Below are 17,017 nucleotides of genomic sequence, written 5' to 3'. Positions count from 1 at the left end.
CGCAAGCGTACCGAACGTGTTCGTGACGAACCGCCGTCAGCATCGTGCCGAACTTGTTCGTAGCGAACATGTTCGCTACGATCGGAGTCGTTCACCTTCTCCCACTTCCCGAAGGGGAGGCTCTGCCATGTCCGCATCCACCGCACCCGCGGCCGACGCCGAGTCGATCGTGCCGAAGAACATCCGCTGGGTCCTGCTCGGCGTCCTGCTGGCGATGCTGCTGTCCATGCTCGACGGCCTCATCGTCGGTACCGCCATGCCCACGGTCGTCGCGGACATCGGCGGCATCGACCACATGTCCTGGGTGGTCACCGCCTACACACTGACCACCACCTGCTCCACGCCGGTGTGGGGCAAGCTCGGCGACCTCTTCAACCGCAAGTACGCGTTCCTGAGCTCGCTCGTGGTGTTCATGATCGGCTCGGTGCTCTCCGGCCAGGCGTCGTCCATGGGCGAGCTGATCGGCTTCCGTGCCTTGCAGGGGATCGGCGCCGGCGGTCTGGCGGCCGGCGCCTTCGCGCTGATCGGGGCGCTGCTGCCGCCCCGCGAGCGCGGCAAGTACCAGGGCATGGTGGCGATCGTCCAGGCCGTCGGCAGCATCGGCGGCCCGCTCGTGGGTGGTTTCATCACGGCGCACCTCGGCTGGCGCTGGGCCTTCTACGTCAACATTCCCGTCGGCCTGATCTGCCTGGTGTGGTGCGGACTCCTGCTGAAGGTGCCGACCACCCACCGCGGCAAGGTCGTCATCGACTGGCTCGGCATCACCCTCATGACCGCCATGATCAGCACCGTCGTCATGGCCGCGACCTGGGGCGGCAGCACCTACGCCTGGGGCTCCTGGCAGATCCTCGCTCTCGCCACGGCCGCCGTACTCCTCCTGCTGGCTTTCGTCGCCTCCCAGAAACGGGCCGGCGAACCGCTGCTGCCGCTGCGGATCTTCAGCGGTCAGCGCAACTTCCCCATCGCTGCGGTCCTGCTCACCGTCGCGGGTGCGGCCACGTTCGGCGGCTCGCTGTATCTGCCGCTGTACCAGCAGACCGTGCAGGGTGCCTCGGCCTCGAACTCCGGGCTGCTCCTGCTGCCGATGATGGCGGGCACCGTCGTCGCCTCGATGGTGGCGGGAAAGGTGATGTCCAAGACCGGCAAGTACAAGATCTTCCCCGTAGCGGGTGCCGCCTCGCTCGCCGTCGGCATGGGGCTGCTGGCCACCATGGGCACCGGCACGTCCCGTTTCACGACCAGCGCCTACATGGTGCTGGTCGGTGTGGGCACCGGCTTCACCATCCAGATGGCCAACACCATCGCCCAGAACAGCGTCGCGCTGCGCGACATCGGCGCCGCCTCCGCGGCCACCAGCCTCTTCCGCACCCTCGGCGGTTCCCTGGGCGTCGCCGTCTTCGGTTCCCTGCTCACGCGAGCCCTACAGGGCCACGGCGCCGCTCCTGCCGAAGGCGGACACACGGATACCACGGCCGCGCACGCCGTGTCGCAGGCGGCCAAGGACGCCTACGCGCACTCGGTGGCCCACGGCACCCAGCAGATCTTCCTGGTCGGCGCGGTCTGCGCGGTGGCGGCACTCGTCGCCGCCGTGTTCATCGAGGAGGTTCCGCTGCGCGGCAAGGCCATCACGGATCAGCCGACTGGGGAACAGGTGTCCCGATCCGGTTCCTGAGCACAACAGACCAATCCAGAACACAATGAAACGCGCATTCCGGAAGGATCTCCCCATGGACAACCACCACGCCATCACGATCATCGGCGCCGGCCTCGGCGGCCTGACTCTCGCCCGTGTGTTGCACGTCAACGGCATCGAGGCCGCCGTCTTCGACCTTGAGGCCGACCGGCACGCCCGCACCCAGGGCGGCATGCTCGACATCCACACGGAGAACGGCCAGCTCGCGCTGCGCGCCGCAGGGCTTCATGACGCCTTCCTCGCTCTGGTCCATCGCGGCGGGGACGCCAGCCGCGTGCTGGACAAGCGTGCCGTCGTCCACTGGGACGAAACCGCTGGGGACGACAACGGTGACCGTCCCGAGGTCGATCGCGGCGAGCTGCGTCAGCTGCTGCTCGACTCCCTGCCCGAGGACACCATCCGCTGGGGCCGGCAGGCCACCGGCGCCCGTCCGCTCGGTGACGGCCGGCACGAGGTGACCTTCGCCGACGGCTCCCGGATCACCACGGACCTGCTCATCGGGGCCGACGGCGCATGGTCCCGCACCCGCCCGCTGCTCTCCGACGCCTGGCCCGCGTACACCGGCATCTCCTTCGTCGAGGCCACTCTCGTCGAGGCCGACACCCGCCACCCGGACGAGGCCGCCCTCGTCGGTGAGGGCATGCTCTTCGCGCTCGACGGGGGCAAGGGCTTCCTCGCCCACCGCAAGACCGACCGCAGCCTGCACATCTACACCGCGCTGCGCATCGCCGAGGACTGGCTCGACACCGTCGACTTCACCGACACGGACGCGGCGAAGGCGGCCGTCCTCGCCCAGTTCGACGGCTGGGACGACAGGATCAAGGCGCTGATCGCCCACGCCGACGGTGCCCTGACACCGCGCAGGGTCAGCGCGCTGCCGGTCGGCCACCGCTGGAACCGCGTTCCCGGGGTGACTCTGCTGGGCGACGCCGCCCACGTGATGTCGCCGTTCGCCGGCGAGGGCGCCAACCTCGCGATGCTCGACGGTGCGCAGCTCGGTCAGGCCATCGCCGCCCACCCGGGCGACACGGAGAAGGCTCTCGCCGTCTACGAGGAGGAGTTGTTCCCCCGCAGCGAGGAGACGGCCGCGCAGTCGGCCCAGGGGCTGGAGATGTGCTTCGGCCCGGACCCGGTCGCTCAACTGATCGGGGTCTTCACCGGTGGGCCCGAGGGCGGCCACTGACCCTCGTGTCGTAACTTCCGCCGCAACATCAAGCCGATCCGGGTCTGGCCGTGCTGCTCGTCGTGGTGACCACGCTGGGCACCGACTGGCCCGCGGCCCTCGCGCTGGGCGTGGTCATCGGCCCATCGACGCGGTCGCGGCCACGTCGATGGGGTGCCGACTCGGCCTACCGAACCGGCAGTTGACCGTCCTGGAGGGCGAGGGACCGGTCAACGACGCCTCCGCCCTCGTCCTGCGCGACCAGTACCTCGAACTGCGCCTGAGGATGCTCGCCGCGGAGAACGCGCGAAGGGCCCTTGCCGAACTCGACGTTCCGCAAGGGCCCTTGGTCTCTGATAACCCTGATTCCCCGTCAGGGACGCTGTCCCTGGGGCGAGATGTTCAGCAGCCGTTCGGCCGCCGACCGCGCTTCCGCCAGCAGTTCGGTGCTGTCGCTCAGCGGGACGCCCCCGCGCTTGACCGGCTCGCCCGCGACCAGGACCGTGTCGACGTGCGAACGGTCCATCTGTAGTACAACGGTGCTGTAGGGATCCAGGACGGGTGCGACGTCGGGGCGGTCGGCGCGCAGGACGACGAGGTCCGCCTGTTTGCCGGGGGTGAGGGAGCCGATGCGCTCGCCGAGCCCCAGGGTCTGGGCACCGGACAGCGTCGCGTAGTGCAGGATCTGTCGGACGGTGACCGAGGGAACGCCACCGGAGGACAACTGGCCGTAGCGCGCGGCCTGGTACGCGGCCCGCATCTGCGTGAACATGTCGCCGGCGGCGGTGACTTCGACGTCCGTGCTGAGACTGATCCGCAGGCCCACGTCCGCCGCGGGGACCAGCGGCGGGTAGCCGTGCCCCATCATCAGCTCGATGGCGGGGGCGATCGAGAGGCCGCCACCGCTGTCGGCGATGACGCGCAGTTCCCGTTCGTCCATGCCGTTGCCGTGGATGAAGGTGGTGCCGGGCAACAGGGTGCCGAGTTTCTCCAGCCGGGTGACGGGATAGTCCGCGGAGACGTGGCGGGCCGTACGGACGTCGAGTTCGCGGGCCAGCCCGTAGTTGTGCCACTCGGCGTCGTCGTCACCGGACTCCGTGTCGAGGGCCAGGGTGACCAGGGCCTCGTCGTCGGCGAGGAGCTGCGACCGTACGCGGCGTACGTCGTCCGGCAGTCTGCAGCCCTCGGACAGCATCCGGGAGAAGCTCTTGCCGTAGGCGAACACGGCCCGCAGACCGGACTCCCGCAGCGCCTGGACGGCGGCGTCGGTGTGCTCCGGGCTGTCCTGGATGTTGGAGATGTCCTGCACGGTGGTGACCCCCGCGCCCAGCGCCGCCCGGGCGCTCAGCAGGTTGCCGAGGTGGACGTCCCTGGGGGAGATGTTCCGGGCGATGCCGCACAGGAACTGGCCGAAGTAGTCGTCGAGCGTGTGGTGAGGGGCGAAGCCGCGCAGGACGGCCTCCCACATGTGCCGGTGGGTGTCGACGAAGCCGGGGACGACGATGCAGCCGGTCGCGTCGATCTCCTCGTCCACATCGGCGGCCTCGATCCGGGGACCGACGGCACCGATCAGGCTTCCTTCCACGAGCAGGTCGCCCTGATCGAGGTCGCCCACGTCCGGGTCCATCGAGAGGACGGTCGCTCCCCGAATGAGCGTCTTCACGTGCGGGTTCTGTGACATGACGTCCCTTCAGTGCAGGTGGATCAGGCGGGCGGCGTTCAGGTGGGCGATCTTCTCCAGGTCCTCGGCGCCCAGCGGGGCCGAGCGGAGGAACTCGACGGCCGTCTCCGTCGACTCGTACGGATAGTCCACGGCGAACATGATGGCGTCGACGCCCAGTTCACCGATGGCGCCCGTCAGGGCCGCATGCGACCACACGCCGCTAACGGTGATGCGGATGTTGTCGCCGAAGTACGCGGACGGGCTCCGGCGCAGCGGTCGGTCACTCTGGCACGCGTAGCGGGAGTCGAGCCGGGAGAGGTGGAAGGGCAGGCCCTCGCCCATGTGCCCGAGGATCAGCCGGGCCTGCGGGTGCCGGTCGAAGACCCCGCCCAGGACCAGCCGCAGGGTGTGTCCCGCGATCTCGGCGCCCCAGGTCCACAGGGGTCCCACCAGCTCGGGACGTCCCTTCAGGAGATGCCACTTGTCGGTCGGCGGCGCCCCGGGGTGCAGATAGAGCGGGACGTCGAGTTCTTCCAGCTTGTCCCAGAAGACGTCGAAGCGTGGTTCGTCGTAGTAGTGGCCGCCCGTATGGTCGTTGACGAGCGCACCGCTCAACCCGAGGACGGTGACGGCCCGTTCGAGTTCCGCCGCTGCCGCCCGGGGATCCTGGAGGGGTACGGCGGCGAACCCTTTGAAGCGGTCCGGGTGGCGGGCGATGACCTCGGCGAGGAAGTCGTTGGCCCTGCGGGATTCGGCTACGGCCTCGCCGGGATCGGTCAGTCCCTGGATGCCCGGCACCGTCAGGGAGAGGACCTGTACGTCGATGCCGTACTTGTCCATCAGCGGCAGCCGTTCCTCGGTGAAGTCCACCAGGCGGCGGTTCCACAGGTCGAGCAGATCGTCCGAGGTCGGGGTCTTGGTGAGCGGCCTTCTGGCCAGGATGTCGGGAAGTGCGAACGCCTCTTCCAGCGCAATGAGTCTCATGAACGACGGCTCCAGGGTCACGGGGCGTACGGTCGGCGCGGGTGCGGTGCCGGGTCGGACGGGCGGGTCAGACGGGCGGGGCCACGAAGACGCCCCGGTCGACGTCGTTGTGCTGTTCCTTGGCGATGACCTCGTTCATCGGGTTCGCCGTCCCCCACTGGTCGCTGACCTCCTCATCCATGAAGGTGTAGCTGTGCGGGTGCCAGCTGTCCTCGTCCAGCTCCTCCATCTCCGTCGTGTACTCGACCGTGTTGCCGTGCGGGTCGAGGAAGTAGGAGAACGTGTTGTCCCCGGCGAGGTGCCGGCCGGGTCCCCAGGTCATTCGGGCGCCGGCGCGCAGCAGCCGTCCCGTGCCGCGCATGAACTCGTCCAGGCCGCGCATCTCGAAGGAGACGTGGTGCACCGATGTGTGCGGGCCCGCCGCGATGCCCAGGGTGTGGTGCTGCGAGCTGATCCGCAGGAAGTTCATGATGTCGCCGGTGCGCGGGGAGCCGATCGCGTCGGACAGCGCGAACGCGAGGTGGCGTTCGTACCAGGCGCGGGTCGCGCCGATGTCGGGGGAGTTCACCACGACGTGCGAGAGCCGGACGGGAATGGCCTCCCGCTCCTCGATCCTGCGGTGCTCGCGTGTCCCCACCTCCGCGGAGACCTCCACCGTACGGCCGTCGATGTCGAAGAACCGGAAGCCGTAGCCGCCGCCGGGCGTGTCCAGCGTGTCCGGGCGGGAGATCAACTGGACGCCATCGGCGAGCAGTTGTTCGGCCAGGGTGTCCACGTCGGAGCGGGTCGCGGCGCCGAAGGAGATCAGGTCGAGCCGCTTGTCCTCGGCCCTGCGCAGCCGTACCACGTACTGCTCGGGCGAGCCTTCGGCCGCGAGGAAGGAGATGCCGGAGTCCTCCGCGACCGGGACCAGTCCCCACGGGCCGGTGTAGAAGGCGAGTTGACGGTCGTAGTCGGGTACGGCGAGGTCGACGTGGCGGAGGTGGGTCAGCAGGCGCTGGGTCATGGGGTGTCCTTTCGGTCCTGTTCGGCGACGCATCGGGTGCGCTGGACGCCGAGGCCGGAGATGGTGCTCTCCATCACGTCGCCGTCCTTGAGCAGTCGGCCCCAGTGGATGCCGTTGCCCGCCGGGCTGCCCGTCAACAGCAGGTCTCCGGGGAGCAGTTGGGTGGTCTGGGAGACATAGGAGACGAGCCTGGCGACGTCGAAGAGCATGTCCTTGGTGGACTCGTCCTGCTTCACCTCCCCGTTGAGCCGCAGCGTGACCTGGAGATCGTCCGGGACGCCGATGTGGTCCGACGGGACGAGGAACGGCCCGAGCGGGGTGAAGCCGGGCATGTTCTTGCCGCGTCGCCAGTCGACGCCGATCGGGCCCAGCTCGGTGCGGAAGACGGCGTCGCGTGCGGTGATGTCGTTGGCGATGGTGTAGGCGCCGACGTGGGCCAGTGCCTCCTCGGGGCCGACCCGGTAGGCGGAGCGGGCGATGACGGCGCAGAGTTCGAGTTCCCAGTCGACCTGCTCGGTCCACCCGGGAAGCAGCAGGTCGTCGTACGCGCCGGTGAGGGAGGACGGCAGGCCGGTGAAGACGTACGGCTCGCCCTCGGCGGCGCGGCGGTCGACCTCGGCATGGGCCTCGGCGCGGGCCTCGGCCTCGGTGCGGGTGTCGTCGGCGGCACTGTGGACCAGGGTCAACTCGACCACGTGGGTGCGGTAGTTGGCGCCCGCCTGGAGGATCTGGCGTGGTTCCACGGGCGGGTGGATGCGCAGCCGCGCGAGGGGCAGCCAAGTCCCCTCGCTCGTACGGCCGGCGAGCCGACGGAGGAACGGCAGGGCCCGTTCCCAGTCCTCCAGCAGGGCGCGGGTGGTGGGCGCGCCGACCGGTGCGGACAGTGTGCTGATGTCGAGCACGAGGTCGTCGACGACCAGCCCGGGAAACGGGGCGGCACCGGCGAACGAGAAGGTGCCCAGCGCGAACGGACCGGCGAACGAGGCGGGTTCGGCCATGACTCAGAACGCTCCCTTGCTGTAGGAACCGCGGTAGAACAGCAAGGGCGCGCCGTCCTCGCGGACTTCGAGGTCCATCACCCTGCCGATGACGACACGGTGGTCACCGGCCTCGTGGATGGCGCCGATCCGGCAGTCGATCGTCGCCAACGCGCCCTCGATGTACACCGATCCGTTCTCGCCGGCCCGCCAGGGGATGGCATCGAACTTGTCGTCGGAGCGCCGTCCGAGCGCGGAACAGACGTCCTGCTGTTCCTCGGCGAGGATGCTGATGCCGAACCGGCCGGTGGGCTCTATCCGTGGCCAACTCGTCGAGCCCAGCCCTATGCAGACCAGGACCAGCGGCGGTTCGACGGAGAGGGACGAGAAGGACTGGCAGGTCAGGCCCGTGGGCCGGCCCGCCTGGTCGAGGCCCGCGACCACGGTCAGACCCGAGGCGAAGTGGCCCATCGTGGTGCGGAATTGGTGCTGGTCGATCGTGCGACCGGGCTCGGGGCCCGTCAGCTGCTTGTTCATGGTGCCCTCCTGTACCGGGGTCGAGTGGGGTCTTTTCGTCACCGGAGGTGTCACAGCATCGGGTCGCTGACGTCGAGCCCGAACGCCTCCCGGCCGAAGAGCACGAGCGCCTTCTCCGGGTCGTTGGTGATGTGTCCGCGGCCGGTGTGCACGTCCCGCCAGGCCCGCTGGAGGACGTTGTCCCCGGTGCGCATCGCTCCGCCGCCCGCGTTCTCCATGAGCAGGTCGACGGCTGTCACCGCCCGTTCGGTGGCCAGCACCTGGTCGCGGCGCAGGCGGGTGCGCAGGCGCATCGGCGGTTGTTCCCCGCGCTTGGCGGAGTCGTAGACCTCGGCGACGTTTCGGCTCAACTGGAGCCAGGCGGCGTCGATTTCGCTCGCGGCACGGCCGGCCCGGACCTGGGCGAAGGGGTCCTCGGCGACGGCGGAGCCCCCGGACGCACGGATGCGGGTCCGCATCGCGGTGAGGTACGCCTCGTAGGCGGCTTCCGCCATGCCCACGAGGGGTGCCGAGATGGACGAGGTGAACAGGGAGCCCAGGGGCAGGCGGTACACCGGCTCGGGATTCACGGCGTGGCCCGGCCGGTTCCGGTCGGCGAGCTGGCTCGCGCCGAGCGTCCGGTGCGCCGGCACGAAGACGTCCTCGACGACCAGGTCGTTGCTGCCGGTGCCGCGCAGGCCCACGGTGTCCCACACCCGGTCGACGCGGTAGTCGGAGCAGGGCAGCAGGAAGGTGCGCATCTCCAGGGGCTTGCCCTGGCCGTCGCGCACGATGGCGCCGATCATCGCCCAGCCGGCGTGATCACTCCCGGAGGAGAAGCTCCACCGCCCCGACAGCCGGTATCCGTCGGCCAGTTGGGTCACCTGACCCACGGGCGCCAAGGACACACAGACGCGGGCGTCACGGTCCGGCCCCCAGACGTCCTCCTGGGCCCGAGGCGCGAACAGGGCCAACTGCCAGGCGTTGACGCCGAGTACGCCGGCGACCCAGCCGGTGGATCCGCACGCACGGCCGAGGTGCCGCAGACAGTCCAGGAACACGACCGGATCGGCCCCGAGACCGCCGTAGTGCCGGGGCTGCAACAGGCGGAAGAAACCGGCCTCCGTCAACTCCTTGACCGTGGCCGCCGGCACACAGCACTGTGCCTCGGCCTCCGCCGCCCTTTCACGTATCGCGGGCAGAATCCGCAGCACTGCCGCGAGTACGTCCTGTTCGCTCATGTGCCTTCTCCAAGAACGTCGTTGTGAATGGAGGAATTCGCTCGTCGCCGCGAGCTGTTGGCGAGACTACGGATTTTGGATCCGCCGCGAACTGGATTTCTTCCGCTCACCGGAAAACATGTATTCTTCCGGTGAGCGGGAAAACCGGCCCCGGACATCGGGAGCGTTCATGGCGACTGACGCGGATACCTCTGGACTGCCTCTGTTGGAGAAAGCGGCGCTGATTCTCGGTGCCTTCGAAGGGCCGAGGTCCGCCCTCGGTCTCACCGACGTGGTGCGCCACTCCGGGCTGTCTCAGACGACCGTGCACCGGCTGCTGGACCAGCTCGTCCAGATCGGCTGGCTCGGGAAGGAAGGGCGCAGGTACTACCTGGGCCTGCGGCTGCTGGAGCTGGGCGCCTTCGCCTCCCACCACAACCGGCTGCGGCGCGCCGCCCTGCCGCACCTGATCTCGCTGCACCAGGCCACCGGCCACTGGGCCCATCTGTCCGTGCTCGACAAGGGGGAAGTCCTGTGTCTTGAGCAGATCGGCGACCCGCGGCGGTCCTCGATCGGCTACCAGGTCGGCGGCCGGCTGCCCGCGCACTGCACGGCGGCGGGAAAGGCACTGCTCGCCTTCGGTGACGCGACGGTCGAGCAGCTGCTCGCGGGCGACCTCGCGCCACGCACCAGGTCGACCATCACCAGGGGCGAGTCCCTGCGCGCAGAGCTTGCCAGAGCACGTACGGAGGGTGTGGCGTTCGACCGGGAGGAGTGCTTCGACGGCGTGACCTGCGTCGCGGCGCCGCTGCGTGGCGCGGGGCGGGCGCTGGCCGCGATCTCGCTGTCGAGGACGGTGGGCCACGCCGACCTGAAGCGCATGGCCCATCAGGTCGGTCAGTGCGCGCGGGCGGTGTGGGCCTCGCTCTTCGACACCGGGCGGCGGTTCGAGGAGACCCACCACGTCACCGCCGGTCCCGGCCCGGAGAGCGGCGACACCGCCACCGTGCTCGCCTGGCTGCGGTTCAGCGAGTGGGAATGAGCGGGCCGGTGCGGTGACTTCGGCCCGCCGCGCCCACTCACAGGGTGTCGGCGACCCAGTCGGAGATGAATCCGGTGGCGGCCGGCATGTTGTCGGCGCTGACATGCTCGACTCCTCCCTCCCGCTCGGTGAACCACTTGAGTTCGCGCCGGGTGCTGTTGACGGCGGTCTCGTACTGGGCGACGGCGTATTCACGGGGAATCTGACGGTCGCCCGCACCGTGGGTGACGAGAAAAGGAACCGTGATCTGTTCGGTCACGCCGACGAGACTCATGCTCGGCGCGAAAGCCATGAACTCCTCAAGATTCTGTTTGCCGAACACCCACTGAACGTGGTCCCAGTAGTGCGGGACCGGACGGTCGCCTTCGCGGGCCAGCCGGCGTTTTTGCAATTCGCCCCAGTTGTAGTTGGCGCCCCAGGCGACACACAGGCTGAACCGCTTCTCGAAAGCGGCTGCGCGAGGGGCGTAATAGCCGCCCAGCGACCAGCCCATGACCCCGATCCGTTCCGGATCGACGTCGCCGCGGTCCTCCAGCCAGTCGACGCAGAAGGCCGACCAGTGCTCGCTGTCGTGCCGCCCGGGCAGATCCCGCAGCCGGAGCGCCTCGCCGGTGCCGGGATGGTCGACGATCAGCGTGGAGACACCACGACGGGCCAGCTCGTGGGCGATACCGGAGCCGTAGATCATCTCCTTGGTGCTGTCGAGGCCGTTGTAGTGCACCATGCACGGCGCCGGGCCGGTGTCTCCCTCGGCCGCGACGAACAGGCCGGGCAGAGCGGTGTGTTCGTAGGGGATCTCGACCTTGGCGCAGTTCTGCCGGCCCAGCACGATGCCCTTCTCGAAGGAGTCGAGCATCTTGCGGTAGGCGCCCTGGCGAGGGGCGTAGTGGCGGCTCTGCAAGCGCTCGGCCGTCAGGTAGTACACCGAGGCCCGCGAGTACAGGGCACCCGCGGTGAGCGCGTACCCCTCGGTCTCCGCCTCCTCGGCGCGCTCGACGAGGCGGTCGGCCAGCGCGGTCCAGGACCGGAAGAACTGCTCGGTACCGGAGTCCTCCCCCTCGCCCGACGCCTCCAGCACCGACGCACACGCCTGGGCGACCTCGGTGATGTGGGCTCCGGTGTTCAGGGCGATGTTGACCGCCAGGTTCCAGGGGTAGTTGCCGGGGAAGATCTCGAACACGACGGTGCTCCTCTGCTGCTCGTCTCTACTGTTCGCCGAGACCGAGGAGAGCCTCGGCCCGGCCGACGTCGGCCACCGGACGGTCCAGCGCCTGCGCCAGCGCTACGGCCCGACTGACCAAGGGCTCGTTGCCGGGGGCCAGTTCGCCCTTGCGGAGGTAGAGGGTGTCCTCCAGACCGGCGCGGGCGTTGCCGCCCAGGGCCAGGCCGATCGCGGTGAGGCGGAGGTTGGCCCGGCCGATGGCGATCACCTGCCACACGGCGCCCTCGGGGAGCCGGTCGACCATGGTCATCAGGTTCTGCGCCGTCGCCGCCATACCGCCGCGCACTCCGAGCACGATGCTGAACTGCAGTGGCTCGACGAGCAGCTCCTCGTCGAGGAGACGCAGACAGGCGTCGAGATGGCCGGTGTCGTAGATCTCCAGCTCCGGCTTCACCTCGAGTTCACGCATCCGCGCGGCCAACCGCCGTACGCCGTCCGGCGGGTTGCGGAACTCGCCGGCGCCGAAACTCATCGAGCAGGGGTTCAACGTGGCCATGCGCGGCCGGAGTTCGACCAGTGCCTCGCGCTCCGCGAACGGCACGTCCAGGCCGACGCCGGTGCTCAACTGGACGAGAATCGGGCAGCGTTCACGGATCAGGTCCATGGTCCGCCGGGCGATGTCGAGGTCGGCGGTCGGGCGGTCGTGCTCGTCGCGCAGATGGAGGTGGGCGACGGCGGCACCGGCCGCGTACCCCTCGGCGACGGCCGCGGCGATCTCCTCCGGCTGGGTGGGGAGCCCGGGATGGTCTGCCTTGGAGGCGATCGGTCCGGTGGGGGCGACGGTGATGACGGCGGTCATGGCGGCTCCGCGGCGGCTCAGGCGTAACAGGAAAGGGGACGGCCGTTGAAGGCGACCATGTCGGCGAGGGCTGTGGGGACATCGATACGGCGGCCGAGCGGGCCGCCCGCCACCTCGGCGTAGGCGCGGTGGAGGTTGCCGACGATGCGCTCCGGGTCGAGCCACTCGCCGTACCCGCCCAGGTCCAGGTCGCGGGCGGTCTCCAGCGGGGTCAGCCCGGCGGCGACGCCGTCGCGGGCCGCGGCCTGGACGAAACGCAGGTAGCCGAGCGTCTCGTCGATCAGCTCGGGGCCGGTGACACCGCCGTGACCGGGCACGATGGTCGTCGCGCCCAGCGGTTCGACGACCTCCTCCAGGACCCGGATCGCACCGGCCACCGATCCCTGTACGAGGAAGGGGGTGCCGCCGTTGAACAGCAGATCGCCGCTGAACAGCACCCGCCGTTCCGGCAGCCACACCACCGAGTCGTTCGTCGTGTGGGCGGGGCCGCCGACGTGGAACACCTCGGCGCGGAGTTCGTCGGACCAGACGGTCACCGACTCCGTGTAGGTGAGGAAGGGCGGTTCAAGGACGACGTCACCCCAGTCCACCTCGGTCCAGAACGGCGCCGACCTCGGTTCGCCCCAGTCGAGGATGCCCGCGCGGGTGGCCTCGTGCCCGACGATCGTCGCGCCGGAGAAGAGATGGTTGCCGAAGGTGTGGTCACCGTGATGATGCGTGTTGATCAGTGTGCGCACCGGCTGCGGTGTGACCGCAGAGATGGCTTCCAGATAGGCGCGCGTACGACGGACCGTGGAGCAGGCGTCGACGCTGATCACCCCGCGACGGCCGGCCAGGAAACCGGTGTTGTTGATCCACCAGCTCCCGTCGGGCTGGATGTAGGCGAACACCCCGTCGCTGACCTCCTCGGTTCGGGGCGGTGCGAGGTGGGGGACATCGTGGTGGACCGTGCTCACTGCGGCTCCTTCCAAAGGGATGTGCTCCGACTCGGCCCCGTCAGATCGGGGACGGGGTCCACAGCCCCTTGTCGGGCTCGTTGAACATCGCCGGGATCATCGCGTCGGTGATCAGGCCGCCCGTGCCCCAGTGGTCGGCGGCCTCGGGGGTGGCCTCGAAGCGGCGCGGGACCCAGGTCTCGTCGTCGTGGATCTTCTCCAACTCGGTCGTGTACTCCACGACGTTGCCGCCCGGGTCCAGGAAGTAGGTGAAGGTGTTGTCGCCGGCGCCGTGCCGGCCGGGACCCCACAGCGGGTCGTTGCCGTGCCGGATCAGCCGGCCGGAGCCGCGCATGTACTCGTCGATGCCGCGCATCTCGAACGAGATGTGGTTGAGCGCCACATGCGGGCCCGAGCTGATCGCCAGGATGTGGTGGTCGACCCGGGTCCGCAGGAAACACATGCGGTCCTCCAGCCAGTCGGAGAGCCGGAAGCCCAAGTGCCGTTCGTAGAACGCCTTGGTGGTGGCGATGTCCGTGCTGTTGATCACCACGTGGCTGAGCTTGCGCGGTATCGACTCGCGCGGCTCCAGCAGGCGTGCGGCGCGCTGTTCGACGTGACAGGAGACCTCGATGAGGCGGCCCTCGGGGTCGAAGAAGCGGAATCCGTAGCCCCCGCCGGGCGTCTCCAGCGCGGCGGGCTCCCGGTCGATGCGGACACCGGCGGCGATGAGCCGCTCCGCGAGGGCGTCGACGGAGGCCACGTTCTCGGCACCGAAGGCGATCAGGTCCAGGCGCTTCTCCGGGGCGTACCGCACCCGCAGGATGTACTGCTCGGTGCTGCCCGCCGCGGCGAAGAAGGAGACGTTCCGGTCGTCCGCGACCTGTCGCAGACCCCACACCCCGCCGTTGAACTCCACCGTGGCCTCGAAGTCGGGTACGGCGACGGCCACGTACCGCAGGTGGGTGATCGGGGAGTGCGGGGACGTCGAGAAGTCCATGAAGGCTGCTCCAGCGTGGGACGTACGCCGCACATCCTTGTGAGCGCGATTCGACGCTACGTACAGTCGGCCAGCATCGAAAACAATTGCTGTCGATGCCGTGAATCGACAGCATCGATCTACAGATCCGCCGCCAGTTCCGTGATCCGCTCCCGCAGCCAGGCGTGTGCCGGGTCGTGCGTGTTCCGCGGGCTCCAGAACAGCGCCTCGCTGATCGGGCGCAGCGGAGCGGGAGCCTCCAGTACCCGCAGCCGGACCTGGCCGGCGAAGTGGCGTGCCAGCTTCTCGTGCACGAGGGAGACGAAGCGGGTCCCGGTCACCAGGAAGGGGACGATGACGAAGTTCTGGGTGCTCACCTCGGCCCGCCGCTGAATGCCGAGCGCGTCCAGCTGGGAGTCGGCGATCGAGGGCAGTGGGCCGGCGCTGTAGGCGACGTAGGGCAGCCGGGAGAAGTCCTCCGCGTCGACCGTGGGCCCCACCGCGTCGTTGTCCGGGTCGGCGATCAGGACGTAGCGGTCGTTGAACAGATGACGGTGGGGAACGGCCAGGGACCCGGCGATCTCGGTCGGCAGCACCAGCAGATCGATGTCGCCCCTGCGCAGCTGCTCGGCGAAGTCGCTCTGCACCGGAACGACGTTCACCCGCTGGAGCGGCGCCTCCTCGGCCAGCTTCACGAGCAGCGGACGCAGCAGGATGAGCGTGACGTAGTCGCTGGCCATGAGGGTGAACGAACGGCGGTCGGCCAGCGGGTCGAACCCCCGCGACCGCCTGAACACCGCCTCCGAGGCCGCCACCGCCTCACGGACCAGCGGAGCGAGGGACAGCGCCAGGGGCGTCGGGACCAGCGTCCTGCCTTCCCGCACCAGCAACGGATCGTCGAAGTGCTTGCGCAGCCGCCCGAGCGACGCGCTCATCGCCGGCTGCCCGACGTACATGCGCTCGGCCGCCCGCGTCACATTGCGCTCGACGAGCAGCGCGTCAAGCGCCAGCAGGAGGTTCAGATCCACACCGTCCAGACCCACGTCGACCTCCTTCCCCCACTCACATCACTCATATCGATCCTATGCATCAAAAGGAATCGCTTGGAACATGGTGACCCGCGTCATACCGTCACCATGCTCGAACCACAATGACGTGAGGCGGCGACCATGCAGGTGACAAGAGTCCTGATCAGCGGGGCGGGCATAGGCGGACTCGCAGCCGCCACCGCCCTCGCCCGGCGCGGCGTCCAGGTCGACGTCGTCGAGCAGCGCCCGAACTCCGACGTCCTCGGCGTCGGCATCAACCAGCCCGCCAACTCCCTGCGCGCGCTGCGCGCACTCGGCGTACTCGACGAGGTGCTCGCGACCGGCTTCCCCTTCGACCGGACCTCCTTCTACGACTGGCAGGGCGCCCCCATCGTCGACTGCCTGTCCGCCCTGGGCGGCGACGTTCCCGCCAACACGGCCCTGTCCCGACGGGCCCTGCACGGCATTCTCACGGCGGCGGCCGAGCGGGCCGGGACCAAGATCACCTACGGGACGACGGTGGAGGACCTCGTCGACACGGACGAGCGGCTGGAAGTCACCTTCTCCGACCGCCGGACGGAGTCGTACGACCTGGTGGTCGGTTTCGAAGGGCTGCGTTCACGGCTGCGGCGGCGGCTCTTCGGTACCGGGTACGACCCCGTCTTCACCGGATACTCGGTATGGCGTCTGACGATGCCCCGCCCGGCGGACGTCACGCACACGATGCTGTTCCAGGGCGACGGCACGAAGGCGGGTGTCATCCCGCTCAGCGCCGACAGCATGTACCTGCTCCATGTCACCGCCGAACCCGGCAACCCGCAGATACCCGAGAACGCCAAGGCCGACCTCCTCGTCGAGCGCCTCGCCGGCTACGGCGGCCTCGTCGGCGAACTCCGCGACACCATCACCCCGTCCGACGCCGTCGTCTACAGCCCGCTCAGCGAAGTGCAGTTGCCCGCCCCGTGGTTCAAGGGTCGCGTGATCGTCCTCGGCGACGCCGCGCACGCCTGCGCCCCGCATCTCACGCAGGGCGCGGGCATGGCGCTGGAGGACGCCGTCGTCCTCGCCGAGGAACTCGCCGTACCGGACCGCGATGTCGACGCCACTCTGCCGGCGTTCATGGAACGTCGCCGTGAGCGGGTGGGACTCGTCCAGGACGTTTCCCACCAGATCCTCGTCGGGGAGATGGCCATCACCGCCGCGACCCTGCCCCACGCCGTCGCGCACCTGCGTGAGGTTCTGCCGGAGCAGATGAGGCAGACGGAGACCTTCCTCAACCAGCCGTTCTGATCCGAACGGGCCTACATCTCAAGGGCGTTGACGTTCACCCGCGAGGGTGGCCGCCCTCCTCGTAGCCGAGCAGGGTGCGCCCGTGCGTCTCGTAGTGCATCTCGCTGACGGTGACGTGCTGTGCGGCCACTGCCGCGTCGCGGGCGTTGCGCTGAAGGGCGTTGGTCAGGTAGACGGCGCCGGAGCCGCCGAAGCGCAGGGCGGTGCTGGTGACCTTGACCGCTGTCTCCAGCACGTGGGTCATGGGGGCGGCGAAGGCGCAGCGCAGCCGGGTCGACGGCTCGGCTCGGTGGACGCAGGTCTCCCAGAGTTCTTCGAGGAGTTGCAGGCTGTAGGCGCGGGCCGCGTTCAGTTCGGTGTCCAACTCGCCCAGGACGTGCTGGAAGTGGGCGCGCTCGGCGTCGGTTCCGGAGCTGAAGGGGCGTCGCTTGGAGCGGGTGAGGTCGGCGATGTCGTCGAGTGAGCGGCGGGCGAGACCGGACATCAGGCCGATCAGGCCGG

17 protein-coding genes are annotated in these 17,017 nt (G+C 69.4%); 4 read left to right on the top strand and 13 right to left on the bottom strand.

Features of this window, described 5'->3' with window-relative positions; all coding sequences use genetic code 11:
- Nucleotides 1-127: 127 nt before the first annotated feature.
- A complete protein-coding gene (locus tag ACGFY9_RS10160) occupies nt 128-1,672 on the top strand; it encodes an MDR family MFS transporter (RefSeq protein WP_393753260.1) in 1,545 nt (514 codons plus the stop codon).
- Nucleotides 1,673-1,727: 55 nt separating this feature from the next.
- Nucleotides 1,728-2,876, top strand: coding sequence for an FAD-dependent oxidoreductase (locus ACGFY9_RS10155; RefSeq protein WP_393753259.1), 1,149 nt, complete (start codon nt 1,728-1,730; stop codon nt 2,874-2,876).
- Nucleotides 2,877-3,042: 166 nt separating this feature from the next.
- Here ACGFY9_RS10155 and ACGFY9_RS10150 read toward each other — a convergent pair whose 3' ends face one another.
- The 7 genes from ACGFY9_RS10150 to hsaA all read right to left on the bottom strand — a co-directional run bounded on the left by ACGFY9_RS10150 (nt 3,043) and on the right by hsaA (nt 9,242).
- Nucleotides 3,043-3,195 carry a hypothetical protein gene (locus ACGFY9_RS10150; RefSeq protein WP_393753258.1) on the bottom strand — a complete coding sequence of 51 codons (153 nt, stop codon included), beginning with the start codon at nt 3,193-3,195 and terminating at the stop codon, nt 3,043-3,045.
- A gap of 33 nt (nt 3,196-3,228) precedes the next feature.
- Complete coding sequence (locus ACGFY9_RS10145; RefSeq protein WP_393753257.1) at nt 3,229-4,536, bottom strand: amidohydrolase family protein; 1,308 nt, start codon at nt 4,534-4,536, stop codon at nt 3,229-3,231.
- A 9-nt stretch (nt 4,537-4,545) separates the two neighbouring features.
- Complete coding sequence (locus tag ACGFY9_RS10140; RefSeq protein ID WP_393753256.1) at nt 4,546-5,502, bottom strand: amidohydrolase family protein; 957 nt, start codon at nt 5,500-5,502, stop codon at nt 4,546-4,548.
- A gap of 67 nt (nt 5,503-5,569) precedes the next feature.
- Nucleotides 5,570-6,508, bottom strand: coding sequence for a VOC family protein (locus ACGFY9_RS10135; protein ID WP_393753255.1), 939 nt, complete (start codon nt 6,506-6,508; stop codon nt 5,570-5,572).
- Nucleotides 6,505-7,506 carry a fumarylacetoacetate hydrolase family protein gene (locus ACGFY9_RS10130; protein WP_393753254.1) on the bottom strand — a complete coding sequence of 334 codons (1,002 nt, stop codon included), beginning with the start codon at nt 7,504-7,506 and terminating at the stop codon, nt 6,505-6,507. Before ACGFY9_RS10130 ends, ACGFY9_RS10135 begins: the two co-directional genes overlap by 4 nt.
- A gap of 3 nt (nt 7,507-7,509) precedes the next feature.
- Nucleotides 7,510-8,022 carry a flavin reductase family protein gene (locus ACGFY9_RS10125; protein WP_393753253.1) on the bottom strand — a complete coding sequence of 171 codons (513 nt, stop codon included), beginning with the start codon at nt 8,020-8,022 and terminating at the stop codon, nt 7,510-7,512.
- Between the two features lie 50 nt (nt 8,023-8,072).
- Complete coding sequence (gene hsaA / locus ACGFY9_RS10120; protein ID WP_393753252.1) at nt 8,073-9,242, bottom strand: 3-hydroxy-9,10-secoandrosta-1,3,5(10)-triene-9,17-dione monooxygenase oxygenase subunit; 1,170 nt, start codon at nt 9,240-9,242, stop codon at nt 8,073-8,075.
- A 169-nt stretch (nt 9,243-9,411) separates the two neighbouring features.
- Between hsaA and ACGFY9_RS10115 the strand changes: the two genes are divergently transcribed.
- Complete coding sequence (locus ACGFY9_RS10115; protein WP_393753251.1) at nt 9,412-10,263, top strand: IclR family transcriptional regulator; 852 nt, start codon at nt 9,412-9,414, stop codon at nt 10,261-10,263.
- A gap of 37 nt (nt 10,264-10,300) precedes the next feature.
- Here the strand turns inward: ACGFY9_RS10115 and ACGFY9_RS10110 are convergent, their stop codons facing one another.
- The 5 genes from ACGFY9_RS10110 to ACGFY9_RS10090 form a co-directional block, all read right to left on the bottom strand.
- Nucleotides 10,301-11,443 carry an alpha/beta hydrolase family protein gene (locus ACGFY9_RS10110; RefSeq protein WP_393753250.1) on the bottom strand — a complete coding sequence of 381 codons (1,143 nt, stop codon included), beginning with the start codon at nt 11,441-11,443 and terminating at the stop codon, nt 10,301-10,303.
- Between the two features lie 25 nt (nt 11,444-11,468).
- A complete protein-coding gene (locus tag ACGFY9_RS10105; RefSeq protein WP_393753249.1) occupies nt 11,469-12,284 on the bottom strand; it encodes a 3-keto-5-aminohexanoate cleavage protein in 816 nt (271 codons plus the stop codon).
- A 17-nt stretch (nt 12,285-12,301) separates the two neighbouring features.
- Nucleotides 12,302-13,240 carry an MBL fold metallo-hydrolase gene (locus ACGFY9_RS10100; protein WP_393753248.1) on the bottom strand — a complete coding sequence of 313 codons (939 nt, stop codon included), beginning with the start codon at nt 13,238-13,240 and terminating at the stop codon, nt 12,302-12,304.
- Between the two features lie 40 nt (nt 13,241-13,280).
- Entirely contained in the window at nt 13,281-14,219 is a 939-nt protein-coding gene (locus ACGFY9_RS10095) for a VOC family protein (protein ID WP_393753247.1), read from the bottom strand.
- Nucleotides 14,220-14,338: 119 nt separating this feature from the next.
- The gene (locus ACGFY9_RS10090) at nt 14,339-15,241 is read right to left on the bottom strand and encodes a LysR family transcriptional regulator (protein ID WP_393753246.1); all 903 of its coding nucleotides are present in this window, start codon (nt 15,239-15,241) and stop codon (nt 14,339-14,341) included.
- Nucleotides 15,242-15,367: 126 nt separating this feature from the next.
- On the opposite strand from ACGFY9_RS10090, the gene ACGFY9_RS10085 reads away from it, so the two are divergent.
- The gene (locus ACGFY9_RS10085) at nt 15,368-16,516 is read left to right on the top strand and encodes an FAD-dependent monooxygenase (protein ID WP_393753245.1); all 1,149 of its coding nucleotides are present in this window, start codon (nt 15,368-15,370) and stop codon (nt 16,514-16,516) included.
- Between the two features lie 34 nt (nt 16,517-16,550).
- Here the strand turns inward: ACGFY9_RS10085 and ACGFY9_RS10080 are convergent, their stop codons facing one another.
- Nucleotides 16,551-17,000: a hypothetical protein gene (locus ACGFY9_RS10080; RefSeq protein ID WP_393753385.1), complete on the bottom strand. Its 450-nt coding sequence runs from the start codon at nt 16,998-17,000 to the stop codon at nt 16,551-16,553.
- Nucleotides 17,001-17,017: the final 17 nt, after the last annotated feature.

The sequence above is a fragment of the Streptomyces sp. NPDC048504 genome, assembly GCF_043200035.1.
Classification (GTDB): Bacteria; Actinomycetota; Actinomycetes; order Streptomycetales; family Streptomycetaceae; genus Streptomyces.
This window is presented reverse-complemented; position numbering and strand designations above follow the sequence as displayed.